At 73.0% G+C, this 25,768-nt stretch carries 22 protein-coding genes; 14 read left to right on the top strand and 8 right to left on the bottom strand.

Annotation, left to right across the window (positions count from 1 at the left end):
- Window positions 1–138: 138 nt before the first annotated feature.
- Together ACGFZF_RS35280 and ACGFZF_RS35275 are read left to right on the top strand one after the other, a co-directional pair.
- Entirely contained in the window at window positions 139–2,124 is a 1,986-nt protein-coding gene (locus ACGFZF_RS35280) for a calcium-binding protein (RefSeq protein WP_393561055.1), read from the top strand.
- 168 nt (window positions 2,125–2,292) lie between these two features.
- Window positions 2,293–2,706, top strand: coding sequence for an ATP-binding protein (locus tag ACGFZF_RS35275; protein ID WP_393561053.1), 414 nt, complete (start codon window positions 2,293–2,295; stop codon window positions 2,704–2,706).
- 44 nt (window positions 2,707–2,750) lie between these two features.
- Here the strand turns inward: ACGFZF_RS35275 and ACGFZF_RS35270 are convergent, their stop codons facing one another.
- The gene (locus ACGFZF_RS35270) at window positions 2,751–3,803 is read right to left on the bottom strand and encodes a DUF2637 domain-containing protein (protein WP_393561051.1); all 1,053 of its coding nucleotides are present in this window, start codon (window positions 3,801–3,803) and stop codon (window positions 2,751–2,753) included.
- A 196-nt stretch (window positions 3,804–3,999) separates the two neighbouring features.
- Window positions 4,000–4,857, bottom strand: coding sequence for a (2Fe-2S)-binding protein (locus ACGFZF_RS35265; RefSeq protein WP_393561049.1), 858 nt, complete (start codon window positions 4,855–4,857; stop codon window positions 4,000–4,002).
- Window positions 4,858–5,005: 148 nt separating this feature from the next.
- Here ACGFZF_RS35265 and ACGFZF_RS35260 point away from each other — a divergent pair, with 148 nt between their 5' ends.
- The gene (locus ACGFZF_RS35260) at window positions 5,006–5,806 is read left to right on the top strand and encodes a GntR family transcriptional regulator (protein WP_393561047.1); all 801 of its coding nucleotides are present in this window, start codon (window positions 5,006–5,008) and stop codon (window positions 5,804–5,806) included.
- Between the two features lie 148 nt (window positions 5,807–5,954).
- Window positions 5,955–7,526: a WD40 repeat domain-containing protein gene (locus ACGFZF_RS35255; protein WP_393561045.1), complete on the top strand. Its 1,572-nt coding sequence runs from the start codon at window positions 5,955–5,957 to the stop codon at window positions 7,524–7,526.
- Window positions 7,527–7,609: 83 nt separating this feature from the next.
- Here ACGFZF_RS35255 and ACGFZF_RS35250 read toward each other — a convergent pair whose 3' ends face one another.
- Both ACGFZF_RS35250 and ACGFZF_RS35245 read right to left on the bottom strand, forming a co-directional pair.
- Complete coding sequence (locus ACGFZF_RS35250) at window positions 7,610–8,401, bottom strand: hypothetical protein (RefSeq protein WP_393561043.1); 792 nt, start codon at window positions 8,399–8,401, stop codon at window positions 7,610–7,612.
- Between the two features lie 544 nt (window positions 8,402–8,945).
- Window positions 8,946–10,643 (bottom strand): PucR family transcriptional regulator, encoded by a 1,698-nt coding sequence (locus tag ACGFZF_RS35245; RefSeq protein WP_393561041.1) that lies wholly within the window; start codon window positions 10,641–10,643, stop codon window positions 8,946–8,948.
- Between the two features lie 358 nt (window positions 10,644–11,001).
- Here ACGFZF_RS35245 and ACGFZF_RS35240 point away from each other — a divergent pair, with 358 nt between their 5' ends.
- From ACGFZF_RS35240 to ACGFZF_RS35215, 6 genes are all read left to right on the top strand, one after another.
- Window positions 11,002–11,892 (top strand): FAD binding domain-containing protein, encoded by an 891-nt coding sequence (locus ACGFZF_RS35240; RefSeq protein ID WP_393561040.1) that lies wholly within the window; start codon window positions 11,002–11,004, stop codon window positions 11,890–11,892.
- Window positions 11,893–11,894: 2 nt separating this feature from the next.
- Complete coding sequence (locus tag ACGFZF_RS35235) at window positions 11,895–12,518, top strand: (2Fe-2S)-binding protein (protein WP_393561038.1); 624 nt, start codon at window positions 11,895–11,897, stop codon at window positions 12,516–12,518.
- Between the two features lie 2 nt (window positions 12,519–12,520).
- Window positions 12,521–14,923: a xanthine dehydrogenase subunit D gene (gene pucD / locus ACGFZF_RS35230; protein WP_393561036.1), complete on the top strand. Its 2,403-nt coding sequence runs from the start codon at window positions 12,521–12,523 to the stop codon at window positions 14,921–14,923.
- A gap of 241 nt (window positions 14,924–15,164) precedes the next feature.
- Entirely contained in the window at window positions 15,165–16,640 is a 1,476-nt protein-coding gene (locus tag ACGFZF_RS35225) for an NCS2 family permease (RefSeq protein WP_393561033.1), read from the top strand.
- A gap of 43 nt (window positions 16,641–16,683) precedes the next feature.
- Complete coding sequence (locus ACGFZF_RS35220) at window positions 16,684–17,820, top strand: XdhC family protein (RefSeq protein ID WP_393561031.1); 1,137 nt, start codon at window positions 16,684–16,686, stop codon at window positions 17,818–17,820.
- 155 nt (window positions 17,821–17,975) lie between these two features.
- Window positions 17,976–19,166 (top strand): glycoside hydrolase family 6 protein, encoded by a 1,191-nt coding sequence (locus tag ACGFZF_RS35215; protein ID WP_393561029.1) that lies wholly within the window; start codon window positions 17,976–17,978, stop codon window positions 19,164–19,166.
- A gap of 110 nt (window positions 19,167–19,276) precedes the next feature.
- Here ACGFZF_RS35215 and ACGFZF_RS35210 read toward each other — a convergent pair whose 3' ends face one another.
- The gene (locus ACGFZF_RS35210; protein WP_393561027.1) at window positions 19,277–19,882 is read right to left on the bottom strand and encodes a TetR/AcrR family transcriptional regulator; all 606 of its coding nucleotides are present in this window, start codon (window positions 19,880–19,882) and stop codon (window positions 19,277–19,279) included.
- A 124-nt stretch (window positions 19,883–20,006) separates the two neighbouring features.
- On the opposite strand from ACGFZF_RS35210, the gene ACGFZF_RS35205 reads away from it, so the two are divergent.
- From ACGFZF_RS35205 to ACGFZF_RS35190, 4 genes are all read left to right on the top strand, one after another.
- Window positions 20,007–21,152, top strand: a complete 1,146-nt coding sequence (locus ACGFZF_RS35205) for an acyl-CoA dehydrogenase family protein (RefSeq protein ID WP_393561186.1) — start codon at window positions 20,007–20,009, stop codon at window positions 21,150–21,152.
- Between the two features lie 43 nt (window positions 21,153–21,195).
- Entirely contained in the window at window positions 21,196–21,957 is a 762-nt protein-coding gene (locus ACGFZF_RS35200; protein WP_393561025.1) for an SDR family NAD(P)-dependent oxidoreductase, read from the top strand.
- A 100-nt stretch (window positions 21,958–22,057) separates the two neighbouring features.
- A complete protein-coding gene (locus tag ACGFZF_RS35195; protein ID WP_393561023.1) occupies window positions 22,058–22,777 on the top strand; it encodes a TetR/AcrR family transcriptional regulator in 720 nt (239 codons plus the stop codon).
- A gap of 174 nt (window positions 22,778–22,951) precedes the next feature.
- On the top strand, window positions 22,952–23,326 hold the full coding sequence (locus tag ACGFZF_RS35190) for a hypothetical protein (protein WP_356609533.1): 375 nt from the start codon (window positions 22,952–22,954) through the stop codon (window positions 23,324–23,326).
- A 157-nt stretch (window positions 23,327–23,483) separates the two neighbouring features.
- Here the strand turns inward: ACGFZF_RS35190 and ACGFZF_RS35185 are convergent, their stop codons facing one another.
- The 3 genes from ACGFZF_RS35185 to ACGFZF_RS35175 form a co-directional block, all read right to left on the bottom strand.
- Entirely contained in the window at window positions 23,484–24,440 is a 957-nt protein-coding gene (locus ACGFZF_RS35185; protein WP_393561021.1) for an electron transfer flavoprotein subunit alpha/FixB family protein, read from the bottom strand.
- Window positions 24,441–24,474: 34 nt separating this feature from the next.
- Window positions 24,475–25,260 carry an electron transfer flavoprotein subunit beta/FixA family protein gene (locus ACGFZF_RS35180; protein ID WP_393561019.1) on the bottom strand — a complete coding sequence of 262 codons (786 nt, stop codon included), beginning with the start codon at window positions 25,258–25,260 and terminating at the stop codon, window positions 24,475–24,477.
- Window positions 25,261–25,288: 28 nt separating this feature from the next.
- A partial coding sequence (locus ACGFZF_RS35175) for an acyl-CoA dehydrogenase family protein (protein ID WP_393561017.1) occupies window positions 25,289–25,768 on the bottom strand: 480 nt, incomplete at its 5' end.

Raw genomic sequence — 25,768 nt, 5'->3', positions numbered from 1 at the left:
TCGCTTGAACGGTTCTTCACCCCGGAGAGTGGAACCCCGGCGTCCAGTGGGCGCAGCGCGACCCGCCGTTGACCAGGGCGGCGCAGGCGTCCCAGAAAGCTGAGGGCCCCCAGGTTCCCACCGACGGAGCGAGCCCTCATGTCCCTGCATTCCCCCCGGCGCCGCGCCGGGCGCCTCGGCGCGGCGAGCGCCGCCGGCCTGACCCTCGTGCTCGGCCTGCCGGGGGCGGCGACCGCCGCTCCCGGCGACCTCGATCCCGGCTTCAGCGGCGACGGCAAGGTCGTCACCGACGTGGCCAACGTGGAGGACAGCCAGGACGTCGTCGTCCAGCCGGACGGCAAGATCCTCACCCTCGGCAACGGATTCGACTTCGACGGGCCCAACGACTTCCTGCTGGTGCGCTACAACGCCGACGGCAGCCTCGACACCACCTTCGGCGGCGGCGACGGCATCGTCGTCACCGACTTCGGCGCCGCCACCAACGACGAGGCCCGGGCCCTCACCCTGCAGGCCGGCAAGATCGTCGCGGTCGGCCGCAGCGACACCCCCGACGGCAGCCGGGCCCAGCTCGCGGTGGCCCGCTACCTCGCCGACGGCTCCCTGGACACGGCCTTCGACGGCGACGGGAAGGTCGTCACCGCACTCGGCGGAAGCGTCTCCACCGTGGGCAACGCCGTGACCTCGGGAACCGACGGCCGGATCCTCGTGGGCGGCACCTACGGCGGCGACGCCATGGTCGCGGCCTTCACCGCCACCGGTGCCCTGGACGTCTTCGGCGAGGACAACTCCGGCAAGGCCGTCTTCCCCTTCGCGGGCGGGGGCTCCTCGATCCAGGACCTGACGGTGTATTCCGGCGGCCTGCTCGTCGCCGCCGGTTCCAGCCCCGCGGGCTTCGGACTCGTACGGCTCTACCAGGAGACAGGTCTGGCCGACGTGACCTTCGGCGACGGCGGCAAGGTGGCGACCGCGTTCGGCACCTCGGCCGAGAGCGTGGCGCTCCACCCCGGCGGGAAGATCGTCGCCGCCGGGTCGAGCGGCGGCGGCGTCGGCTCCCAGTTCGCGGTGGCCCGGTACGACGAGAACGGCGTCCTCGACCCCGCCTTCGACGGCGACGGCAAGGTCACCACGTCCTTCGGCGGCACCGGCGCGGCCGGCCGCGACATGGCGGTGCAGACGGACGGCAGGATCGTCGTCGCCGGGGCGGCCAACTCCGACTTCGCGCTCGCCCGCTACAACACCGACGGCTCCCTCGACACCGGGTTCAGCGGCGACGGCCGGGTGACCACCGACTTCGAGGGCAACTTCGACGACGGCCGCGCGGTCGCCCTCCAGCCCGACGGCAAGATCGTCATGACCGGCAACGGCAGCGACAACCACGCGGTGGCCCGCTACCAGATCAGCGGGACGCCCCCGCCGCCCAGCGTGGACGTGTCGGTCACCAAGACCGGTCCCGCCGTCGTCAGCATCGGCGACCAGGCCACGTACACGATCCGGGTCACCAACAACAGCACGAGGACCGCGACCGCCGTCTCGATCTCCGACACCCTGACCGGCGGCTCCGGCACGCTGCTCTCGGCCACGCCCAGCCAGGGCGGCCCGTGCACCGTGAACCCGACCACGATGAACTGCCGCCTGGGAGACCTCGCCGCGGGCGCGTCCGCCACCGTCACGGTGGTGGCCGAACCGCGTGCCACCGGAACCCTGACGGACTGGGTGGCGACGGCGGCGGTCGAGGCCGATCCCGCGCCGGCCAACAACAACGCCAACGCGGCCACCACCGTCAACAACGCCCGCGGCTGCACGATCATCGGAACCAGCGCCACCGAGACCCTCAACGGCACCTTCGGGAACGACGTGATCTGCGCGCTGAGCGGCAACGACACCGTCAACGGCGGCGGCGGCAACGACACCGTCCACGGCGGTGGCGGCAACGACCTGGTCAACGGCGGCAACGGCGCGGACCGGCTGTTCGGGCAGAGCGGCAACGACCGGCTCAACGGGGACGCGGGCAACGACACCCTCGACACCCGGGACGGCGTCGCCGGCAACGACGCCGCGTACGGCGGGCTCGGCTTCGACACCTGCTCCACCGACTCGGGCGACTACCGCTCCGGCTGCCCCTGAGCCGGCGCCTCGCGCCCGCGTTCCCCGGCGCGCGGACCGGAGATGCCCCGACACGCCCGTTCGGTGCCGATCCGGCATGAATGCGGGCGGGTCTGCGGGGCATGCATCCCCGTGAGCCTGTTCGAGGCAGGGAGTCCGTGACGTGGTACCGACGTGTGGGTGGGGGTTATGGCCGGGGAGCCGGGACAGCCGACTCGACTGCTGAAGAAGCTGGGAGGTGCGGATCTCACGGCGGTGCCGGAGGTCAGACACGCCTTGCGCGCGATGCTGCGGAAATGGGGCGGCCCGGGCGCCTCCGACGTGGCGGAGCTGCTGACCAGCGAACTGGTGACCAACGCGCTGATCCATACGGAGCACGGCGCGGTGGTGACCGCGACCGTGGTTCCCGACGGACTCAGGGTCGAGGTCCGGGACTACGTCTCCGGACTGGCCGGGCTCCCCGGACCGTCCGTACCGATCGCCGACGACGGTACGCACGGCAGGGGGCTCGTCCTGGTCCAGGCGCTGGCCGACTCCTGGGGGGTGGAGGACCACGGCGTGGGCAAGGTGGTGTGGTTCGAACTGGACGGTGGGGCCGCCTGAACCAGGCGGCCCCACCGTCCGGGGCGGTACGCGAAGGGTGAACCTCAGCCGAACTGCTGCTCCAGGTCCTTGAGCTTGCGCTCCAGGGAGTCGAGCCGGGGCAGCGCCTGGGTGTCGTCCTCGGCGGTGAGATCCACCGTCCGGGACTCAGCGCCCTTCACGGCCGCGAGGGAGGGCCGGGGGCGAAGCGGCAGCTGTCCGGGATCCGCTATGGCGGGCTCCGCGACGGCCGTCCCCGCGGACGTCGCGGAACCGGAGCCCAGAGCGGCCACCTCCACCTGACGGCCGCCGCCGCGGCCGAGCCCGAAGGCCCGGTGCTGCCTGCTGATCGCTTTGATCCGCGCCCGGTCGAGCTTCTCCTGATCGCGCCTGCGCAGGCGGTTCTGCTGCCTCTCGCGCCGGTCCTCGCGCACCTCGTCGACCGCCTCGTCCAGGGTCCGCACGTTCTCCAGGAGCATGAGCGACCACGCGGCGAACGTCTCCCGGGGAGCGCGCAGCCACCGCACGATCCGGATCTGCGGCAACGGGCGGGGCACCAGGCCCTGCTCACGCAGCGCCGCCCGGCGGGTCTGCTTGAGGGCGCGGTCGAAGAGGACCGCCGCCGACAGCGACATGCCCGCGAAGAACTGCGGGGCTCCCGCGTGTCCCAGACCACGGGGGGCGTGGACCCAGTTGAACCAGGCGGCCGCGCCCGCGAAGGTCCACACCAGCAGGCGCGAGCCGAGCGCCGCGTCACCGTGGCTGGCCTCGCGGACCGCGAGCACCGAGCAGAACATGGCGGCGCCGTCGAGCCCGAAGGGGACGAGGTACTCCCAGCCCCCGCTGAGGTTGAGGTTCTGCCGGCCGAAGCCGACGAGTCCGTGGAAGGAGAGGGCCGCGGCGACCGCGGCACAGCAGAACAGGAGGACGTAGGAGGCGGTCCCGTAGACGGCTTCCTTGCGTCTGCGGCGTTCTTCGCTCCGTTCCCAGGAGTCCTCGGCCGCGGCCTGGTCACCGGCGCGCTTGCCGCGCGCGAGCACCGCCACCGCCGTCAGGACTCCGGCCACCATCACGCCACCCGGAAGCAGCCAGTCCAGCGATATGTCGGTCAGTCTCATGCGGTGTCCCTTGCATCGCAGTAGGGCCTTTCGGCCGCCCATACTGGCCGACCCCGCGGGGCGCACAGGGGGTTTCACGGCAAGAGCACGCCATCGGGGCCGCACGGCATGCGAATAGGTGCGATCTGGTCGAACGGGCAACCGGAAGAAGGGAGTTGCGTTCGATTTCAAGCCACCCGCCGGGGTGGCTTGACCGTCAGGCGGTCGCGGCGAGCCGCCGGACCCGCTCCTCGTCGCAGGTGCGCGGACACGTCAGACAGGTGTCCTCGGGGCGCAGCGTGTAGAAGAAGCAGCACGTGGCCCGGTCCCGGGTCGCCCGCGGCTCCTCCCCGGCGGCGCCGGAGCCGGGGAGCTCGCGGAAGCCCGCCGCGCCGGCGTACGGCTTGGCCGTGCCCGGCATGAGCAGCTCCAGCTCCGCCATCCCGCGCGGCTCCTCGCCGAGCAGGGTCGCGATGTACCAGAGCCCCTCCACGATCTCGTCCGTGGCCATGCCCCACAGGGCCCGCGGTCCACGGCGCATCCGCGAGCCGAAGCCGGACAGGATCTCCTCGAAGTGCTCGGCGAGCGAGGCGCGCACCTCGGCGCGCAGAGCCTCCTCGTCCGGTACGACCCGGGCCCCCGGCAGGGCGGCCGCGGGGTCGCCGGGCAGGCAGGCGAACTCCTCGACGCGCACGGCCATCCGTCCGAGCGCGCGCTGGAAGGCCACGTTGCGGGCGGGCAGGCGCGGCACCCGGCGGTGCAGGAACCAGGGGACGGTGACCAGGAGGCAGGCGGGCCAGGCGTAGCGGTGGAGGCCGAAGCTCGCGACGACGTCCGGGCGGGCCCGCGTGCCGTAGTCACGGAGCACCTGGGCGTCGTCCCAGGCCAGGAAGGCGTCGAGGGCGGCACCGCCCGCGCCGAGCTCGTCGGCGCCGACCCAGCCGCCGCCGCGCGGCATCCGTTCGTCCCCGTCGTGCTCGTCTATCCGCAGGCCGGGGAACACCTCGCCGAGGCGGGCGTAGGAGGCCGCGACAGGCGAGGTGAGGGGAGCGGGCAGCAGAGCGGGGACGGCCATACGGGACCACCGAATCGCGATCGTTAGCAGGTAAGCCTTACCTTACCCGACGCGTGCGATGTTTGAACTGCAGCCCTGTCCGCCTATGGTGCACAGGGGGCCCCGGTATCGCGAGCCGGGCCCGGCACGAAGCCGCAGGAGGACCCGGGTGGAGCAGGGCAGGGCGCGCGAGCGGGCGGCGGAGGAGCCGTACCCGCCGTACGACGATGCCGCGCGCGTCCCCGCGCAGGCGCGCGGGAGCGGCGCCGCACCCCGCCCCGAGCCCTCGGGTGCGGCCCGCGGCGAGCACACCCACTGCGAACCGCCCGCCCCCCGCCTCCCGCGCCCGGTCCAGCGCCACTCCGTCCGCGGCCAGATCCTGCGGGCACTGCGCACCGCCCTCGTCGGCGGCGAACTGGTCCCCGGCGAGGTCTACTCCGCCCCCGTCCTCGCCGAACGCTTCGGGGTCTCCGCGACCCCCGTGCGCGAGGCCATGCAGCAGCTCGCGATCGAGGGCGCCGTCGAGGTCGTGCCGAACCGGGGCTTCCGGGTCACCGAACGGACCCCCCGCGAGCTCGCCGAGCTCGCCGAGGTCCGCGCGCTCATCGAGGTCCCCGTCATGCTGCGGCTGGCCCGCACCGTCCCGGCCGCCCGCTGGGCCGAGCTCCGGCCCCTCGCCGAAGCCACCGGAGCGGCCGCGGCCCGCGGGGACCGCGCCCACTACGCCGAGACCGACCGCGCCTTCCACCGCGCCGTCCTCTCCCTGGCCGGCAACGAACAGCTGCTGGCCGTCGCCGACGACCTGCACCGCCGCTCCCAGTGGCCGCTGACGAGCGCCCCCGTGACCCGGCACGGCGACCTCGTCGCCGACGCGGCCGAGCACACCGCCCTGCTCGACGCGCTGATCGCCCAGGACCTGGCGGTCGTGCAGTCCCTGGTCCGCGAGCACTTCACCGGATCGGGTGGCTGACCACTAAGGTCGTTGCCGTCAGCCCGTCCCGCCGGCCGGCCCGCAGGCCGGCTCGCGCAGCGCCGTCCGTGAGGTGTCCCATGCCGTCCGCGACTCCGAATCCGGTGCGGTGGGGATCTCCCCGGCGCACGGCCGGGGGAGGGCACCCGTGAGCGGGTCCCCCCGCGGGCAGCGGCCCCCCGCCGGCACCGAGGCCGCCGCCGCCGCACTGCTCGGCTGGCTGACCGACCCCGACGCGCCGCGGCTCTGCCTGGTCACCGGCGGACCGGAGCGCGGCAAGACCGCCCTGCTGGCCTGGCTCGCCACGTACGGCGCCCGCTCGGGCGGCCGCCGCCGGCGGTCGGCACGGGCGGTCGTGCCGCTCGCCGGACAGAGCGCCCTCGGCGCCGCCTGGGCGCTGGCGAACCGCCTCGGCGTGGTCGCCCGCACACCGGGGGAACTGGTCCGGGTCCTCGCCACCACCGAGACCCGCCGCGCCGTGCTCCTCCTCACGGACCTGCAGTCCGCCGCCGAACCCGATGCCTGCGCCGAACTGCTCGCCGACCTGGCCGAGTCCGGTCGCGTCCGCATGGTCGTCGAGACCGGACCGCACCCGCCCGCCCCGCTGACCGCCCGGCGTGCCGCGACGGTGTCCGTGGACGGCGGGGCGGCGGCACCGGCCGGCCCGTGGCCGGGAGAGGCGGAGCCGGGGCCCGACCCGGCCGACCCCGTCGCCGTCTGCACCGCCGACCCGGTGCGCGTCACCACCGCCTACGCCGCCGACCCGGAAGAGGAGCACGGAGGACTGCGGGCCGCCTGGCTGCGCGCCGGTCAGTCCCTCAGCCGCGACCAGGACCCCGCCGACCGCGCCCTCGTCCTGCTCGGATCCCTCGGTGACGGCGCGGACCCCCGGCTCCGGCCAGCCCTCGCGGAGCTCGCGGCCGCCGCGCCGTGGCGGGTGCGGTGGACCCGGGTCCGCGGCGACCTGACCCCGCCCTGGCCGGGCCCGGCGACCTCCCTCGGCGTGGGCCGGGGCGGTCTGCTCGTCGCCGGCCCGACCGAGACCGTCACTCTGCTGGATCCCCTCGACGCCCATCCCGTCGGCGAACCGGCCACCAGCCCCGGCGGCCGGGTCAAGGCCCTCGCACCCGCACCCGACGGCGCCGTCCTGCTCCTGGACGAGCGCGGCCGGCTGCACACCGTACGGGGCTCGGCGCCCCGTCCGCCGTACCTGGAACGGCTCACCGAGGCCGTGACGGCGACGCTCAGCCGGCACCCGGGCACCGCGCTCGCGGCGATCGCCGGCTCGGTGGTGGTCGGCGACCGGCTCGGATCCGTGCACGCCTTCGGCCTGACGGGCGTTCACCAGGCCTCGCTGCACAGCGGACGCGTCACCGCGGTGACGGCCGCCGAGACGGCCACGCCCTTCGTCTGCAGCGGCGGCGCGGACGGCACGGTCCGCGTCTGGGTCCCGGGCCAGGATCCCAAGCCGGGCCCGCTCACCGCGCGGGAGGCGGCGGTCGTGGACGTGCACGCGACGCCGACCGCGGCCGGGCCCGCGCTCGCGGTCGCCTGGGCCGACGGGCTCGTCGAACTGCACCACCTCGACTCCGGCACCCGGCTGGCCTTCCGCCCGGGGCCGCCCGTCCGCGCGGTGGCGGTCACCCCGGACGGCTCGCTGGTGATCGGGATGGACGAGGTGCTGGTCCGCCTGGACCCGGCCGGCCGCGAGAGCCGGTGAAGAACCCCACCGGAAGGGTGAGGTGACGACGCGTCATCGAGTGACGCGTCGTCACCCCTGTCGCAGGGAAGCCCGGATCGTCCTCAGACGGCCGGGCGCGGGAGGGCCAGTTGTCCGGCCAGCCAGGTGGGAACGCCACCGAGCAGCCGGAACAGTCTGCGGGCCTCCTCCCGGAGCCGCCCGGCCTCGGGTTCCGTCTCGGTGTCGGCGAGCGCGGTGAGGGCCGGCGCCGTGCCGACGAGATAGCCCAGCTCCTCCCGGATCCGCAGCGATTCGGCGAACCCGTGCCGGGCCTCCGCCAACTCGCCCTCGCGCAGGGCGATTCCGGCGAGGTGGCGCCAGGTGAAGGACAGCAGCAGGGCGTCACCCTGGGCGGTCGCCCCGGCGTGGGCGCGACGGTAGGCCGCGCGGGCCGCTTCCGGGGAGTCGCCGAGGTTCTGGGCCACCAGCCCGCGCCGGAAGTCGAGCAGGGGCCGCCCCTCGGCCGAGGGGCTGATCAGTGCGGCGGCCCGGCCCAGCGCGGCCCGTGCCTCGTCCGCCCGGTCCCGGACGCCGAGCAGGGTCGACGCGTAGGCCAGGTAGCCGCGTTCGCAGGCCGCCGCCCCGCGCTCCTCGTCGCTCTGGGCCACCGCCTCGGCCGCCCGCAGGGCCTCGTCCGCATCGGCCCAGCCCCGCTCGGTGTACAGACACCGCTCGATCAGCAGCGCGGCCCGTTCGAGCGCCGCGGCCGGCTCGGTCGCGCGGGGCGCGAGCAGCGCGGCGGCGTCCGTCCAGCAGCCGCGCGAACGCAGCCGCCATATGGCCGTCTCCATGGGGGTCGCCTTGCCGTAGGCAAGGGACGGATCGTCACCCTCCGTCGTTTCGGAACCAGACATGGCGGTGTCCGCCACATTGCCCTCCCCGAGCGCACCATTGAGCTGTTGAGTGAGGCTGGAATCTCAGCACGAACGGGCGGGCCTGGCCAAGGGGTCAGGTGAATGAATTCACAAGTGCCTTGTGTTTATCCGGTATACGGACACAGAAGGCCCGATGTGACCGGTGGACGGGCCGATTCGGAGCGGTTCCCGACTCTTCCGGGAAAGCCGGGGGGCTTTCGTCCCGCGCCGTGCGCGGGCCGGATTTCCCGTGCGCGGGATCCGCGCCCTCGCTCGAAGAGATGAATCTCCGTGTCCGTCTTCCGGGTGAGGGCCGGGACGGGACAGCCCTCGGGGAACGTCCTGCCGATCGTGCCGGGCTCCCGGCGTGAAACGGCGGGACACCCCCTTGCGCCGGACGGGTGGTGAGGAGGGCGGCGGAACGGCGGCCGGGCCGCCCGGGGCGGTGCGCGTGCCCCGCACCCGCAGGCGCCCGCCCGGAGGCCCGTACCCGCCGCCCCGTCCCGGGAGCCGGGCCCCGGCCACCCCCCCCGGGGGGTCCGGCTCAGCTCATCCGCAGGGCCAGGAAGAAGTCCAGCTTGTCCTCGAGGCGCGACAGGTCCCGCCCGGTGAGTTGCTCGATCCTGCCGACCCGGTAGCGCAGGGTGTTCACATGCAGGTGGAGTCGCGTCGCACAGCGTGTCCAGGACCCGTCGCAGTCCAGGAAGGCCTCCAGCGTGGGGATCAGCTCCGCACGGTGCCGGCGGTCGTAGTCCCGCAGCGGGTCGAGCAGCCGGGCGGTGAAGGCGCGGCGGACGTCGTCGGGCACGAACGGGAGGAGCAGGACGTGCGAGGCCAGCTCGTGATGGCCGGCCGCGCAGACCCGCCCCGGGCGGGCGGCGGCGACCCGGCGGGCGTGCCGGGCCTCCTCCAGCGCGCCGCGCAGGCCCTCCGCCGAGTGGACGGCGGCGCTGACGCCCAGGGTGAGTCGGCCGTCGTCGGCGAGGCCGGACGACAGGGGGTCCCGCACCCCCGCGAGAAGCACGTCCGCATGCAGACCGACGCTCGCGCCCCGGTCCTCGTCCTCGCTGTCCGGCAGCGGGCCCGCGGGCAGCGGGACCAGGGCGATGGCCTCGTCCCCGTGGTGGGCCACGGCGATCCGGTCGGCCGAGTCCGGTCCGACGGTCGCGGGGTCGACGAGGATCTCCTCCAGCAGCGCCTGGGCGACCGGGCCGCCGTCCACCGTCTGGCCGGCCCCGCCCTCGGGCTCCCACTCCACCCGGGCGACGACGACCTGCCAGTGCGGCGCGGTGCCCAGGCCCGGCAGCAGGACCGGCGCGGCCACCCGCAGGCGGGCCGCGATCTCGGCCGGCGCCGCGCCCGTCTGGACCAGCTCGAGGACCTCCTGGGCGAGCCGGCGCCGGACCGTGCGGGCCGCGTCCCGCCGGTCCCGTTCCACGGCGATCAGCTGGGTGACGCCCTGGAGCAGGTCCAGCCGTGCCGCGGGCCACTCCCCGGCGTCCGCCTCGACGGCCAGCAGCCAGTCGGACAGCACCGTCTCCCGCACGTCCCGCGAGGCGGGTGCGGCCCCGCGGCCGGTGTTGCGGATCGGGAAGAGCGAGTACGTCGCCCCGGCGGCGTTCAGCCGGTGCGGGCCGCGGCGGCCGGTCCGGGTGGCGGCCAGGTGCTCGCCGGCCAGCCGCGCGGCGAGGGTCCCGTCCAGCGGTTCGCCCGCCCCCGCGATCTGGCGGCCGGTGGGGGAGAGGACCCAGGCCCGCAGGTCGAGGTCGGAACCGAGCAGGTCGAGGACCACGTCCGGACCGCCGCCCGTCGGACCGGAGGTCATCAGGCGCCGGTGGCGGTCCACGACGGCGGCCAGGTCGCCGGCCCGCTCGCCGGAGACCTGTCGAACAACGTGCTCGGTGATCGTCGCGAACGCAACGGACTCGTTCACCGCGAAGAGCGGCAGACGATGGCGAGAACACGCCTGGACGAGGTCGTCGGGGATGTCCCCGAGCTCCGCCTCGCCCGCCGCGAGGGCGGCGACCCCGGCGGAGGCCAGGATCCGGACGAACGGCTCGGCGTCCGCCGGCTCGCGGAGCCAGGCGAGCCCGGTGAGGACCAGCTCGCCCCCGGACAGATACCGGCTGGGGTCCTTGAGGTCCGTCGTCATCACGCCGCGGACGGTGCGGTCCAGCTCGTCCTCGCCACCGAGCAGGCGCAGCCCCAGCGCGTCGGTTTCCAACAGTGCGCGCAGCCGCATCTCGTCGCCGCCGTTCCTTCTCGTCAGTCATTCGTGGGTAAGACATGAACAGGTGGTTCCCCAGGATCTGCGGCGCGGGAGAGTGTCGCGTTGTCGACGGTGGCCCGGTGCCGGGGTTTCCAGGGGAAAACGGAGAGGTTGCCGAGCCTCGCCTTTCGTTCGAATCTACAAGACGAGGAAGGTCACCAGCCAACTCCTTCATGTTTTCGGTGACTGCACCCCGCCGCGCCGGGCTTGTGTACTAGGCCACACATCGCGTGAACAGCACATGAACACGAATTCGAAGTCGAGGGCCGGCCGTCCCCCCGGGCCCGTACGACGGACCCCCGACCACTAGAAGCACAAGAAGAGAGCCACCATGGACTTCCTTCGCCCCGCCAGCTGGGAGGAGGCGCTCGCCGCCAAGGCAGAGCACCCCACGGCCGTGCCCATCGCAGGCGGCACCGACGTCATGGTCGAGATCAACTTCGACCACCGGCGCCCCGAGTACCTCCTGGACCTCAACCGTATCGAGCTGCTGAGCGAGTGGGAGGTCGGGGAGGAGAACGTGCGCCTCGGCGCCTCCGTCCCGTACACCGCGATCATGGAGCACCTGCGGGCCGAGCTCCCGGGCCTGGCCCTCGCCTCGCACACGGTCGCCTCCCCGCAGATCCGCAACCGCGGCGGCGTCGGCGGCAACCTCGGCACCGCGTCCCCCGCCGGCGACGCGCACCCCGCACTGCTCGCAGCGGGCGCCGAGGTCGAGGTCGAATCGGTGCGTGGCAACCGGTTCATCCCGATCGACGCGTTCTACACGGGCGTGAAGCGCAACGCGCTGGAGCCCGACGAGCTCATCAAGACCGTCCACATCAAGAAGGCGGACGGTCCCCAGCAGTACTCCAAGGTCGGCACCCGCAACGCGATGGTCATCGCGGTCTGCGCCTTCGGCCTCGCGCTCCACCCGGAGACCCGCACCGTCCGTACCGGCATCGGTTCGGCCGCGCCGACCCCGATCCGCGCCAAGGAGGCCGAGACCTTCCTGAACGCGGCGCTGGAGGAGGGCGGCTTCTGGGAGAGCGGCAAGATCATCACCCCGTCGATCGCCAAGCAGTTCGCCGACCTGTGCTCGGGCGCGGCGAACCCGATCGACGACGTCCGAGGCACCGCCAAGTACCGCCGCCACGCCGTCGGCATCATGGCCCGCCGCCAGCTCGGCTGGACCTGGGAGCAGTACCGCGGCACCGGCCGCCCGCTTGAGGGAGCTGCATAGTCATGCGCGTCAATTTCACGGTCAACGGTCGTCCGCAGGAAGCCGACGACGTGTGGGAGGGCGAGTCCCTCCTCTACGTCCTGCGTGAGCGGATGGGCCTGCCCGGCTCCAAGAACGCCTGCGAGCAGGGTGAATGCGGTTCCTGCACGGTCCGCCTCGACGGCGTGCCGGTCTGTTCCTGCCTGGTCGCCGCCGGGCAGGTCGAGGGCCGCGACGTCGTCACCGTCGAGGGCCTCGCCGACTTCGCCAAGCAGCGCGAGGAGCACGCCGGCCACGGCGGCTGCGCCACCGGCGCCTGCGGCACCTCGCTCGACACCGCCCGGAAGTGGGAGGCGCGTCCCTCGCAGGGCGAGCCCGGCTCGCGGGCCGGCCAGGACTCGCAGACCGGCGAGGGCGTGGAACTCTCCCCGATCCAGCAGGCGTTCATCGACGCCGGCGCCGTCCAGTGCGGCTTCTGCACGCCGGGTCTGCTGATCGCCGCCGACGAGCTCCTGGAGCGGCAGAGCGACCCGTCCGACCAGGACATCAGGGAGGCCCTGTCCGGCAACCTCTGCCGCTGCACGGGCTACGAGAAGATCCTCGACGCGGTCCGCCTGGCGGCCGCCCGTCAGGGAGAGGCGGTCTGACCATGGCGCAGAACACGCGCACCGCTCCGGCGGGCACACCGACGAACGTCACCCAGAAGCACAACCAGGGCGGCATCGGCGAGTCCACGCTCCGCCCCGACGGCACCCTCAAGGTCACCGGCGAGTTCGCCTACTCCTCGGACATGTGGCACGAGGACATGCTGTGGGGCCAGACCCTCCGCTCGACCGTCGCGCACGCCGAGATCGTCTCCATCGACGTCTCCGAGGCCCTCGCGATGTCCGGCGTGTACGCCGTGCTCACGTACGACGACCTGCCGGCCGCGATGAAGAACTACGGCCTGGAGATCCAGGACACCCCCGTCCTCGCCAACGGCCGGGTACGGCACCACGGCGAGCCGGTGGCCCTGATCGCCGCCGACCACCCGGAGACCGCCCGCCGTGCCGCGGCCAAGGTGAAGATCGACTACCGGGAGCTGCCGCTCGTCACCGACGAGGCGTCCGCCCTCGCCGCCGACGCGCCGCTCATCCACGAGGGCCGCGACGACCACCACATCGGTCACGTCACGCACCCGAACATCGTGCACCGCCAGCCGATCATCCGCGGCGACGTGACGGAGGCCCGCAAGAGGGCCGACGTGATCGTCGAGGGCGAGTACGTCTTCGGCATGCAGGACCAGGCGTTCCTCGGCCCGGAGTCCGGCCTCGCCGTACCCGCCGAGGACGGTGGCGTCGACCTGTACGTCGCCACCCAGTGGCTGCACTCGGACCTCAAGCAGATCGCCCCCGTCCTCGGCCTGCCCGAGGAGAAGGTGCGCATGACGCTCTCCGGCGTCGGCGGTGCCTTCGGCGGCCGCGAGGACATCTCGATGCAGATCCACGCCTGCCTGCTGGCGCTGCGCACCGGCAAGCCGGTCAAGATCGTCTACAACCGCTTCGAGTCCTTCTTCGGCCATGTCCACCGCCACCCGGCGAAGCTCTGGTACGAGCACGGGGCCACCAAGGACGGCAAGATCACGCACATGAAGTGCCGGATCGTGCTCGACGGCGGCGCCTACGCCTCGGCCTCCCCGGCCGTCGTCGGCAACGCGTCCTCCCTCTCCGTCGGCCCGTACGTCATCGACGACGTCGACATCGAGGCGATCGCGCTCTACACCAACAACCCGCCCTGTGGCGCGATGCGCGGCTTCGGCGCCGTCCAGGCCTGCTTCGCCTACGAGGCGCAGATGGACAGGCTCGCGGCGAAGCTGGACATGGACCCGGTCGAGTTCCGCCAGCTCAACGCCATGGAGCAGGGCACGATCATGCCGACCGGCCAGGTCGTGGACTCGCCGGCCCCGGTCGCCGAGCTGCTGCGCCGGGTGAAGGCCCGTCCGATGCCGCCGGAGCGCCAGTGGGAGACCGCAGGCGAGGGCGCGGACGTCCGCGCGCTGCCCGGTGGCCTGTCGAACACCACGCACGGCGAGGGCGTCGTCCGCGGTGTCGGCTACGCCGTCGGCATCAAGAACGTCGGCTTCTCCGAGGGCTTCGACGACTACTCGACCGCCCGGGTGAGCCTGGAGGTCATCAACGGCGAGCCCGTCGCGATGGTCCACACGGCCATGGCCGAGGTCGGTCAGGGCGGTGTCACCGTGCACGCCCAGATCGCCCGTACGGAGCTCGGTGTCACGCAGGTGACCATCCACCCGGCCGACACCCAGGTCGGCTCCGCCGGTTCGACGTCCGCCTCCCGGCAGACGTACATGACCGGTGGCGCGGTGAAGAACACCTGCGAGGCCGTCCGCGAGCGGGTCCTGGAGATCGGCCGGCGGAAGTTCGGCTCGTACCACCCCGCGTGGGCGACGGCCGAGCTGGTCCTGGAGAGCGGCAAGGTCGTGACCGACGGCGGCGAGGTCCTCGCCTCGCTGGCGGACGTCCTGGAGAACGAGACGATCGACATCGAGCTCGAGTTCCGCCACCGGCCGACGCAGGCGTTCGACCTCGTCACCGGCCAGGGCGACGGCCACGTCCAGTACACCTTCGCCGCGCACCGCGCGGTGGTGGAGGTGGACACCGAGCTCGGCCTGGTGAAGGTCATCGAGCTCGCCACCGCCCAGGACGTCGGCAAGGCGCTCAACATGCTCTCCGTCGTCGGCCAGATCCAGGGTGGCACCACCCAGGGCCTGGGCGTCGCGGTGATGGAAGAGATCATCGTGGACCCGAAGACCGCGAAGGTGCGCAACCCCTCCTTCACGGACTACCTGATCCCGACGATCCTCGACACGCCGACCATCCCGGTCGACGTGCTCGAACTCGCCGACCCCAACGCGCCCTACGGCCTGCGGGGACTCGGCGAGGCCCCGACCCTCTCGTCCACGCCGGCCGTCCTCGCGGCGATCCGGCAGGCGACGGGTCTGGAGCTCAACAAGACGCCGGTCCGCCCCGAGGCGCTCACCGGCACCTTGTAGGACTCTCCGGGCGGCGCGCCATCCGGGAACGTCACACTTCCCCGCCCGCGCCGTCCGGAGCGATCCCCGGCATCACCCGCATCACCAGCAGTACCGCGAAACACCGGATGGATCCGATCCGTCCACGTTCGTCTCGGGCCGTCCCCCGGGTCGTGCAGCCAACGCACCATCCCAAATCCCGCAGCACCTCCGTCTTCCCCGTCGGATGCGGGTGTCCCTTTGAACCTTGGGAGTAGGCCCCATGACCCAGTCGTCAGTGGAGCCCAAGACCGCCTCGGAGGACGCGGGCTCCGGCTCGAACGTCCCCGCCGGCCGCTCTTGGCTCGACCGGTACTTTCACATCTCGGAGAGAGGATCCACCGTCGCGACGGAGATACGCGGCGGCGTCACCACCTTCATGGCGATGGCGTACATTCTCCTGCTCAACCCCCTGATCCTCGGCGGCAAGGACGTGGACGGCAACGTCCTCAGCCAGCCCGCACTCATCACGGCGACCGCTCTGGCCGCCGCCGCGACGACCCTGCTGATGGGCTTCTGGGGCAAGGTCCCCCTCGCCCTGGCAGCCGGTCTCAGCGTCTCCGGTGTGCTCTCCTCGCAGGTCGTCGCCGTGATGACCTGGCCCCAGGCGATGGCCATGTGTGTGGCCTACGGTGTGGTGATCTGCCTTCTGGTGGTCACCGGGCTGCGCGAGATGATCATGAACGCGATCCCGCTGGCGATCAAGCACGCGATCACCATCGGCATCGGCCTCTTCATCGCGATCATCGGCTTCGTGAAGGCCGGCTTCGTGCACGAGAACCCCTCCCCCGGCGGAGGCCCGGTCACCCTCGGCCCGGCCGGTGAGCTCCAGGGCTGGCCCGTACTGATCTTCGCGGTCACCCTGCTCCTGATCTTCGCCCTGCAGTCCCGCAACATCCCCGGCGCCATCCTCATCGGCATCGTCGCCGGCACGGTGATCGCCGCGATCGTCAACGCGGTCGCGGACGTCCCGAAGGAGGGCGCGGGCGCCTGGTTCTCCGGCCCGCCGGAGCTCCACGGCAGCGCCGTCTCCGCGCCGGACTTCTCGCTCATCGGCGAGGTGTCCTTCAGCGGCTGGGGCGACGTCGGCTACATCACCATCACCATGATCGTCTTCACCCTGGTGCTCGCGGGCTTCTTCGACGCCATGGCCACGATCATCGGCGTCGGCTCCGAGGCCAAGCTCGCCGACGAGCAGGGCCGGATGCCGGGCCTGTCCAAGGCGCTGTTCATCGACGGTGCCGGCGGCATCCTCGGCGGCGGCGTCGGCGGCTCCGGCCAGACCGTCTTCGTCGAGTCGGCGACCGGCGTCGGAGAGGGAGCCCGTACGGGTCTCGCCTCCGTGGTCACCGGCGCGTTCTTCGCGGCCTGTCTCTTCTTCACCCCGCTCACCGCGATCGTGCCGGCCGAGGTCGCCTCCGCCGCCCTGGTCGTCATCGGCGCGATGATGATGCAGAACGCCAAGCACGTCGACTGGAGCGACCGCTCCGTCGCGATCCCGGTGTTCCTCACCGTGGTCCTGATGCCCTTCACCTACACCATCACCACGGGTGTCGCGGCCGGCGTCATCTCCTACGCCGTCATCAAGGTGGCGCAGGGCAAGGCACGCGAAGTGGGCGCCTTCATGTGGGGCCTGACCGCGATCTTCATCGTGTACTTCGCGATCCATCCGATCGAGAGCTGGCTCGGCGTCAGCTGACGCCCGTACCGCCGCCCTCCCCACACCTCCCGAGGAGACCGAGATGCTGGACATCGCCGAAGAGCTGCACCGGTGGGTCGAGCAGGGACGCGAGTTCGCCGTCGCCACCGTCGTGGCGGTCGGCGGGAGCGCGCCCCGGCAGCCCGGCGCCGCGCTCGCCGTCGACACTGACGGCACGGCGATCGGCTCGGTCTCCGGAGGTTGTGTGGAGGGCGCGGTCTACGACCTGTGCACGCAGGCGCTCGAGGACGGCGAGACCGTCGTCGAGCGCTTCGGATACAGCGACGAGGACGCCTTCGCGGTCGGTCTGACCTGCGGCGGCATCATCGACATCCTCGTCACCCCGGTACGCGGCGGGGTCTACCCCGCCGCCCTGGAAGCCGCCGTCTCCGGCGAGGCGGCGGCCCTGGCCCGGATCGTCGAGGGCCCCGCCGAGCTGATGGGTCGGGCCCTGCTGGTCCGCCCGGACGGGTCGTACGAAGGCGGTCTCGGCGGCCATCCCGAACTGGACCGCACCGCGGCGGGCGAGGCCCGCGCGATGCTGGACGGCGGCCGCACCGGCACCGTCGTGATCGGCGAGGACGGCAGCCGCTGCGGGCAGCCGCTCACCCTCCTGGTCGAGTCGTCCGTGCCGCCGCCGCGCATGATCGTCTTCGGTGCCATCGACTTCGCCTCGGCGCTCGTGCGGGTCGGGAAGTTCCTCGGCTACCACGTGACCGTGTGCGACGCCCGCCCCGTCTTCGCGACGCCGGCCCGGTTCCCCGAGGCCGACGAGATCGTCGTCGAATGGCCCCACCGCTACCTGGCGTCGACCGAGGTCGACGGCCGCACGGTCCTGTGCGTGCTGACCCACGACGCCAAGTTCGACGTGCCGCTCCTCGAAGCGGCCCTGAAGCTCCCTGTCGCCTACGTCGGCGCGATGGGTTCCCGCCGCACCCACGAGGACCGCAACAAGCGGCTGCGGGAGGTCGGCGTCACCGAACTCGAACTGGCCCGCCTGCGTTCCCCGATAGGACTCGACCTCGGCGCCCGTACGCCGGAGGAGACGGCGCTGTCGATCGCCGCCGAGATCGTGGCCAACCGCCGCGGCGGCACGGGCGCCTCCCTGACCGGCGCGCACACCCCGATCCACCACGACGGCCCGCGCCCGCCCGCCGGCCGGATAGGTTCGGTCGCCTGACGGGCCGCCTCGAACCCCGGCGCCCGGCCGCGTGATCAGCCGTTCGCGCGGTTGACGCCCGCAGGGCCGGGGGTGAGGCTCGGGGGGAACGCTCCCGGGAGCCGGGCACCCCGGACACGGGACCCGATCCCGTGACGCGCACGAAGGGACGGCCCATGCGCCGACGCGCCCTGCTGCTCGCCCTCCTCGTTCCCCTCGTCCTCGGACTCGTCGCCCTGCTGCCGGCGCGGACGCCGCCCACGGCCGAGGACCCGGTGCCCTCCGGGACCCCCGTGCGGCTGTACGCGCCCGAACCCTCCGCCGCGGCCCGGGCGCACCACCGCGACCTCGTCGCCCGTGGCGACGCGTCCACCGCCGCGGCCCTGCTCGCCATGACGCGCACCCCGCAGGCGGTGTGGTTCGGCGACGCGACCCCCGCCGACACCGAGCGCGAGGTGCGCGGGGTCGTCTCCGCCGCGGAGGAGGACGGCAGCGTTCCCGTCCTCGTGCTCTACAACCTCCCGGGGCGGGACTGCGCCCAGTACTCCGCCGGCGGTGCGGGCGGCGCGGCCGCGTACAAGGCCTGGACCGAGGCGGTCGCCCGCGGCATCGGCGACCACCGGGCCGTGGTGGTCCTGGAGCCCGACGGCCTGGCCCTGCTCCCCTCGGAGTGCGGACAGGACGACGCCGCCGGCTCCCGGACGGCCGAGCGGTACGCCGCGCTCGCCCGGGCCGTCGACGCCCTCGAACCCCTCACCGCCACCCGGGTCTACGTGGACGCCGGCCATGCCGCCTGGCACTCGGTCCCCACCGTCGTCGCCCGCCTGCTGAAGGCCGGGGCCGGACGTGCCACCGGCTTCGCCGTGAACGTCTCCAACCACCGCACCGACGACGACACGACCTGGTACGGCACGCTCGTCGCCTCCTGCCTCGCCCACGCCGAAGGCGGCGGCGACCCCGCCGAGTGCCCGGACCGTACGCTGCCCCGCGCGCAGGCGCGGGCCTGGCTGGCCGCCCACGTCACCACGCCGACGGACCGGATGAGGCACTTCGTCACCGACTCCAGCCGCAACGGCCAGGGTCCCTGGACCCCGCCCGCCGGCCGCTACACCGATCCGCAGGACTGGTGCAATCCGCCCGGCCGAGGGCTCGGCGCCCCGCCCACGACCGCCACCGGCGACCCGCTCCACGACGCCCGTCTCTGGATCAAGGTCCCGGGCGAGTCCGACGGCCAGTGCCTGCGCGGTACGGCGGGGCCGCTGGACCCCGAACGGGGGATCGCCGACCCGCGGGCGGGGGAGTGGTTCCCCTCCCAGGCCCTGGAGCTCCTGCGCCTGGCGGACCCGCCGGTCGTCCCCGCCCCCTGACGACGGACATCGGACCGGCGTCCGCGGACGGGCGCAGGGCCCGGTCCCGGTGACGCGGGTCGCGCCACCGGGTCGCCCGTGGCGACCGGGTCCCCTTCCGGCGGCCCCCGCTACCCCTTGGTCAGGCCGTTCAGGAGCAGCTCCGCCAGCTGCTCGTACGCCTCGGCGTCCGCGAGTCCGGTCGTCGCCGCCACCTGGCGCCGCTGGATGCGGACCATGACCGAGGAGATGACGTCGGCCGCGAAGGTCACGTGCACCTCGCGGAAGGCGCCCGCCCGCACGCCCTCCTCGATCAGCTGCTGCACGCGGCCCGCCGCCGCCCGCGTGTTGCGCTCGTACACCTCGGCGGCCGGTTCGAAGGCGGCCACGTCGTCGAAGAACTGCGGCGAGACCGGGGCCAGCTCGGCCGAGACGGCCCGCAGGTAGGCGGCGAGGCGGCGGGCCGGCTCGGTCTCGGCGGCGAGGACCGACTCGACCCGGGTGGTCGCGCGCCGGAAGAAGTGGACGACGGCGGCCCGGACGAGCTGCTCCTTGCTGCCCGCCAGGCCGTACAGCGTGCGCTTCGAGCAGTGCAGGCGGGCGGCGAGATCGTCCAGCGTCAGCTGCGCGAAGCCCTCGCCGACCAGGAGGGCCACCAGCTCCTCGAACAGGGCGGAGCGGCGGGCCGCGCCGCGGCCCGTCAGCTTGGGCGCGTCGGCGGCTGAGGTCTCGATCACCCGAACAGTATGCCGGTCGGCCTGTTCCGGGGGTTACGGCGTCCCACTTCTGCGCTACTCTCAACGGTACTGCCGTACCGCCCCCAGTACCGTTTCGACGGTGCTGAGTGTCACTGGAGTCGCCATGGATGTCGACCGCCTGCTTCCCACCCCCGAGGCAGCGGACCTCATCGCCCTCACCCGGGAGATCGCCGACAAGGAGCTCTCTCCCCGCGTGGACGAACACGAGGCCGCCGAGACGTACCCGGAAGGTCTGTTCACCACCCTCGGCGACGCGGGGCTGCTGGGCCTCGCGTACCCCGAGGAGTTCGGCGGCGGAGGCCAGCCGTACGAGGTGTACCTCCAGGTCCTGGAGGAGCTGGCGGCCCGCTGGGCGGCCGTCGCCGTCGCCACCAGCGTCCACACGCTCGCCTGCCACCCGCTGAACTCCTTCGGCACCGACGAGCAGAAGCAGCGCTGGCTGCCCGCCATGCTCGCCGGCGACCTGGTCGGCGGATACAGCCTCTCCGAGCCCCAGGCGGGTTCCGACGCCGCCGCCCTCTCCTGCAAGGCCGAGCGCACCGCCGACGGCACCGCGTACCGCGTCACGGGCACCAAGGCGTGGATCACCCACGGCGGCAAGGCCGGCTTCTACTCCCTCTTCGCCCGGACGGCCCCCGGCAGTCACGGCGTCTCCTGCTTCCTCGCCCCGGGCAGTGCGGAGGGCCTCTCCTTCGGCAAGCCCGAGCGCAAGATGGGCCTCCAGGCGGTCCCGACCACCTCCGCCCACTGGGACGGCGCGCTGCTCGACGCCGGCCGGCTCATCGGGGACGAGGGCCAGGGCCTCCAGATCGCCTTCAGCGCGCTCGACTGCGGCCGGCTCGGCATCGCCGCCTGCGCCACGGGTCTGGCCCAGGCGGCCCTCGACGCCGCCGTCGACTACGCCAACGAGCGCACCACGTTCGGCCGCCGGATCGTCGACCACCAGGGCCTCGGCTTCCTCCTCGCCGACATGGCCGCGGCCGTCGACTCCGCCCGCGCCACCTACCTCGACGCCGCCCGCCGATGCGACCTCGGCCGTCCGTTCAGCCGCCAGGCCAGCGCGGCCAAGCTCATCGCGACCGACGCCGCCATGAAGGTGACCACGGACGCGGTGCAGGTCCTGGGCGGGTACGGGTACACCCGTGACTTCCCGGTCGAGCGTTACATGCGCGAGGCGAAGATCATGCAGATCTTCGAGGGCACGAACCAGATCCAGCGGCTGGTGATCAGCCGCGGCCTCGCCCGCTGACGCCCGACATCAGCCGACCATCCGTACACGATCGAGGAGTTCCATGGACATCGCCGGTTCCGCCGCGCTCGTCACCGGCGCGGCGTCGGGTCTCGGCGCCGCCACCGCCGCCGCACTCGCCGCCCGCGGCGCCACCGTCTACGGCCTGGACCTGGACAAGGCGGTCGTCGCCGCCGGTCCGCAGCCCGACGGCGTCACCCTGCTCTCCGCCGACGTCACCCAGGAGGGTCCGGTCCGCGAGGCCCTGGCCCGGATCGAGGCCGACGGGGCCGAGTTGCGGCTCGCCGTCAACTGCGCCGGGATCGCCCCCTCCGCCCGGATCCTCGGCCGCAAGGGCCCGCACGACCTCGACCTCTTCCGCGCGGTCCTGAACGTCAACCTGCTCGGCACCTTCAACGTGATGCGACTGGCCTCCGAGGCCATCGCCCGCCAGGAGCCCGACGAGCACGGCCAGCGCGGGCTGGTCGTCAACACCGCCTCCATCGCCGCCTTCGAGGGCCAGGTCGGGCAGATCGCGTACGCCGCCTCCAAGGCGGGAGTCGCCGGCATGACCGTCACGGCCGCCCGTGACCTCGCCCAGTACGGCATCCGGGTCGTCACCATCGCCCCCGGCATCGTCGACACCCCGATGATGGCCGGATTCAGCGAGGAGATCCGGGCCGGGCTCGGCGCGAGCGTCACCTTCCCGCAGCGTCTGGCCCGTCCGGAGGAGTACGCCCGGCTCGTCACCATGGTCGCCGAGCACGACTACCTCAACGGCGAGACGATCCGGATGGACGGCGCCCTGCGCATGGCGGCCCGCTGAGGCCGGCGACCCGCGGAGCCGGCTGATCGATAGCACTTGGTGCCAGCTTTGACTGGCACCAAGTGCCGTGATCATGGCACCCGGGTGCTAGGTTCGGCCCATGGGAACGGGAACAGCGTCCACGAACTCCGCGAAGCCCGGGATGCGGGAATCCCTCATCGCCGCGGCCTTCCAGCTCTTCCTGGAGCGGGGGTACGAACAGACCACCGTCGACGACATCGTCCGCACGGCCGGGGTCGGACGGCGCTCCTTCTTCCGCTACTTCCCGTCCAAGGAGGACGTGGTCTTCCCCGACCACGAGCAGTGCCTCGCCGACATGACCGAGTTCCTGGCCGCCAGCGAGGACACCGACGACCCCATCGGCCGGGTCTGCGACGCCGCCCGCCTCGTCATGCGGATGTACGCCGAGAACCCCACGTTCTCCGTGCAGCGCTACCGCCTCACCCGTGAGGTGGCGGGCCTGCGGACGTACGAACTGTCGGTCGTCTGGCGGTACGAGAAGACCCTCGGCGACTACCTCCGCACCCGCTACGCGGACCGCCGCGACGGCACCCTGCGGGCCAACGTGGCCGCGGCCGGTGTGGTCGCCGCGCACAACCACGCGCTGCGGCACTGGCTGCGTTCCGGCGGCGAGGGGGATCCGCTGGCCGAGGTCGACCGGGCGCTGGAGTTCGTGCGGGACACCTGGAGCCCGGACGGCCGCCCGCAAGGCGCCGCGGCCGGCGAGGAGACCGAGGACGTGGTCGTCGTCATCACCAAGCGCTCGACGCCCATGTGGCGGGTGGTGCGCGAGGTGGAATCGAGCATCGGCGGGAGCTGAGTGCGGCACCCGCGCCGCGGCCGTGAGGGCGGTCGCGGTACCCCAGGGGTCTCAGTGTCATCACGACGGGGAACGCAGGTCTCCCCAGGTCTTTATTCCATGGCACTCAGTGCCATACATTGACTCCATGCACGGTTGAGCCGCCGAGTGCAAGGAGAAGGCATCGTGTTCCAGATGGGACTGAGGAACGGCGGCGCCGTCCGGACCGAGGAATCGGCCGCCGGCGCCGAGCTCTACTTCCAGCGCTGCTGCTGGTGCCACACCACGACGTTCCAGAGACTGCTCTGCCCGACCTGCGGGTCGACCGACCTGACGCCCGAACTCAGCGAGGGCGAGGGCGTGATCACCGTGCGCCGCGGGGTCACCGCCGCCGAAGCGGATCTCTGGCCGGTGCACATGGCGGAGGGCTTCGTGGTCCGCTGCCGGGTCGACGGCCCGCTGCACGCGGTGCGCCCCGGCGTGCGCGTCAGACTCTCCTCGGGCGGCACCGTGCCGGCGCAGCCGGTCGTCCGTCTCTGCGAAGAGGTCCCGCTCGACGGCTGGATCTGACCGCGCGCGAAAAGGGCCGGCAGGTGGCACGGGGTGCCACTGACCGGCCCTTTCTCATGTCCTGCGGCACCGGCGCTCATGTCCCTGCGGATCCCGGTACGGGAACGGCCCGCGGGTCCTGACCGGACCTGCGGGCCGTTCCTCGGCGAACTCCGGGTCAGCGGGCGCCGATCTCGTCCGTCAGCTGCGGCAGGACGGCGAACAGGTCGCCGACCACGCCGTAGTCGACCAGGTCGAAGATCGGGGCCTCCGGGTCCTTGTTGACCGCGACGATCGTCTTCGAGGTCTGCATGCCCGCGCGGTGCTGGATCGCACCGGAGATGCCCGCCGCGACGTACAGCTGCGGCGAGACCTGCTTGCCGGTCTGGCCCACCTGGTTGGAGTGCGGGTACCAGCCCGCGTCGACCGCGGCGCGCGAGGCGCCGACGGCGGCACCGAGCGAGTCGGCGAGCTTCTCGACGACCTCGAAGCCCTCGGCCGCACCGACGCCACGGCCGCCGGAGACGACGATCGCGGACTCGGTCAGCTCGGGGCGCCCGGTGGAGACGCGCGGGGTCCGCGAGACGACCCTGGCGGCGTTGCCGGTGAAGGCGACGGTCACGTTCTCGACCGTGCCGGCGGCCGGGGCGGCCTCCGGGGCGGCGGAGTTGGGCTTGACGGTGACGACCGGGACGCCGTGCGAGACGGTCGACTTCACCTGGTACGAGGCGGCGAAGACGGACTGCGTGGCGACCGGGCCGTTCTCGCCGGCCTCCAGTTCGACGGCGTCGGTGATGAGGCCCGAGCCGAGGCGCAGGGCCACCCGCGCGGCGACCTCCTTGCCCTCCCCGGAGGAGGTCACGAGGACGGCGGCGACGCCCCTGTCCTGGGCGATCTGCGTGAGCGCGTCGACCTTCGGCACGACGAGCTGCTCGGCGAACTCGGCGCCGTCCGCGACGCACACGGTGGCCGCGCCGTACTCGCCGGCCTTGGCGGCGATCGCCGCCGCGGCCTCACCGGCGCCGAGGACGACGGCGGTGGGCTCGCCGATCCGGCGGGCCAGGGTCAGCAGTTCGAGGGCCGGCTTGCGGACCGCACCGTCGGCGTGGTCCACGAGAACCAGGATCTCAGCCATGATTCATTGCTCCTGAAACGGTGAACGGTGACGGTCAGATGAACTTCTGCGTGGCGAGGAACGCGGCGAGCTGCTTGCCGCCGTCTCCCTCGTCCGTGACGATCGTGCCGGCGGTACGGGCCGGGCGCGCCGCGGCCGAGTCCACCAGGGTCCAGGACCCGGCCAGACCGACCTCGTCGGCGTCGATGCCGAGGTCGTCCAGGTCCAGCTCCTCGACCGGCTTCTTCTTGGCCGCCATGATCCCCTTGAACGAGGGGTAACGGGCCTCGCCGGACTGGTCGGTGACGGACACGACGGCCGGCAGCGGGGCCTCCAGCTGCTCGGTGGCGGCGTCGCCGTCACGACGGCCCTTGACCAGGCCGTCCGCCACGGAGAGCTCCGACAGCAGCGTCACCTGGGGCAGGCCGAGGCGCTCGGCGAGCAGCGCGGGCAGCACGCCCATGCCGCCGTCCGTGGACGCCATGCCGCACACGACCAGGTCGAAGCCCGTCTTCTCCAGCGCCTTGGCGAGGATCGCCGAGGTGCCGAAGACGTCGGAACCGTGGATGTCGTCGTCGTTGACGTGGACGGCCTTGTCGGCGCCCATGGACAGCGCCTTGCGCAGCGCGTCCTTGGCGTCGTCGGGGCCGACGGTCACGACGGTGACCTCGGCGTCGTCGGACGCCTCGGAGATCTGGAGCGCCTGCTCGACGGCGTACTCGTCCAGCTCCGAGAGGAGGCCGTCGACCTCGTCGCGGTCGACGGTCAGGTCATCGGCGAAACCGCGGTCGCCCGTGGCGTCGGGAACGTACTTCACACAGACAGCGATCCTCAGGGTCACGGCCTGGCTCCTTTCAAGTGGCAGACGATTACGGGAGGTTGCGGGCCATGACGATGCGCTGGACCTGGTTGGTGCCTTCGTAGATCTGGGTGATCTTGGCGTCGCGCATCATGCGCTCGACGGGGTAGTCACGGGTGTAGCCGTAGCCGCCGAGGAGCTGGACGGCGTCGGTGGTGACCTCCATCGCGACGTCGGAGGCGAAGCACTTGGCGGCGGCACCGAAGAAGGTCAGGTCGCCGTCCACCCGCTCGGACTTCGCCGCGGCCGCGTAGGTGAGCTGCCGGGCCGCCTCCAGCTTCATGGCCATGTCGGCGAGCATGAACTGCACACCCTGGAAGTCGGCGATCGGCTTGCCGAACTGCTTGCGCTCCTTGACGTAGCCCTTGGCGTAGTCGAGGGCGCCCTGGGCGATGCCGAGGGCCTGGGCGGCGATGGTGATCCGGGTGTGGTCCAGGGTCTTCATCGCGGTGGCGAACCCGGTGCCCTCGGCGCCGATCATGCGGTCGGC

Origin of the sequence: Streptomyces sp. NPDC048338 (assembly GCF_043201055.1) — a bacterium.
Classification (GTDB): domain Bacteria; phylum Actinomycetota; class Actinomycetes; order Streptomycetales; family Streptomycetaceae; genus Streptomyces.
This window is presented reverse-complemented; position numbering and strand designations above follow the sequence as displayed.

Bases quoted from the DNA above. Each gene is read 5' to 3' on its own strand.
- ACGFZF_RS35245 (WP_393561041.1), bottom strand. From the start codon at position 10,643: ATGCGGCTGCGCGCACTGTTGGAAACCGACGCGCTGGGGCTGCGCCTG.
- ACGFZF_RS35225 (WP_393561033.1), top strand. From the start codon at position 15,165: ATGACCCAGTCGTCAGTGGAGCCCAAGACCGCCTCGGAGGACGCGGGC.
- ACGFZF_RS35235 (WP_393561038.1), top strand. From the start codon at position 11,895: ATGCGCGTCAATTTCACGGTCAACGGTCGTCCGCAGGAAGCCGACGAC.
- ACGFZF_RS35275 (WP_393561053.1), top strand. From the start codon at position 2,293: ATGGCCGGGGAGCCGGGACAGCCGACTCGACTGCTGAAGAAGCTGGGA.
- ACGFZF_RS35250 (WP_393561043.1), bottom strand. From the start codon at position 8,401: ATGTCTGGTTCCGAAACGACGGAGGGTGACGATCCGTCCCTTGCCTAC.
- ACGFZF_RS35195 (WP_393561023.1), top strand. From the start codon at position 22,058: ATGGGAACGGGAACAGCGTCCACGAACTCCGCGAAGCCCGGGATGCGG.
- ACGFZF_RS35265 (WP_393561049.1), bottom strand. From the start codon at position 4,857: ATGGCCGTCCCCGCTCTGCTGCCCGCTCCCCTCACCTCGCCTGTCGCG.
- ACGFZF_RS35190 (WP_356609533.1), top strand. From the start codon at position 22,952: ATGGGACTGAGGAACGGCGGCGCCGTCCGGACCGAGGAATCGGCCGCC.
- pucD (WP_393561036.1), top strand. From the start codon at position 12,521: ATGGCGCAGAACACGCGCACCGCTCCGGCGGGCACACCGACGAACGTC.
- ACGFZF_RS35205 (WP_393561186.1), top strand. From the start codon at position 20,007: ATGGATGTCGACCGCCTGCTTCCCACCCCCGAGGCAGCGGACCTCATC.
- ACGFZF_RS35215 (WP_393561029.1), top strand. From the start codon at position 17,976: ATGCGCCGACGCGCCCTGCTGCTCGCCCTCCTCGTTCCCCTCGTCCTC.
- ACGFZF_RS35280 (WP_393561055.1), top strand. From the start codon at position 139: ATGTCCCTGCATTCCCCCCGGCGCCGCGCCGGGCGCCTCGGCGCGGCG.
- ACGFZF_RS35270 (WP_393561051.1), bottom strand. From the start codon at position 3,803: ATGAGACTGACCGACATATCGCTGGACTGGCTGCTTCCGGGTGGCGTG.
- ACGFZF_RS35220 (WP_393561031.1), top strand. From the start codon at position 16,684: ATGCTGGACATCGCCGAAGAGCTGCACCGGTGGGTCGAGCAGGGACGC.
- ACGFZF_RS35200 (WP_393561025.1), top strand. From the start codon at position 21,196: ATGGACATCGCCGGTTCCGCCGCGCTCGTCACCGGCGCGGCGTCGGGT.
- ACGFZF_RS35185 (WP_393561021.1), bottom strand. From the start codon at position 24,440: ATGGCTGAGATCCTGGTTCTCGTGGACCACGCCGACGGTGCGGTCCGC.
- ACGFZF_RS35240 (WP_393561040.1), top strand. From the start codon at position 11,002: ATGGACTTCCTTCGCCCCGCCAGCTGGGAGGAGGCGCTCGCCGCCAAG.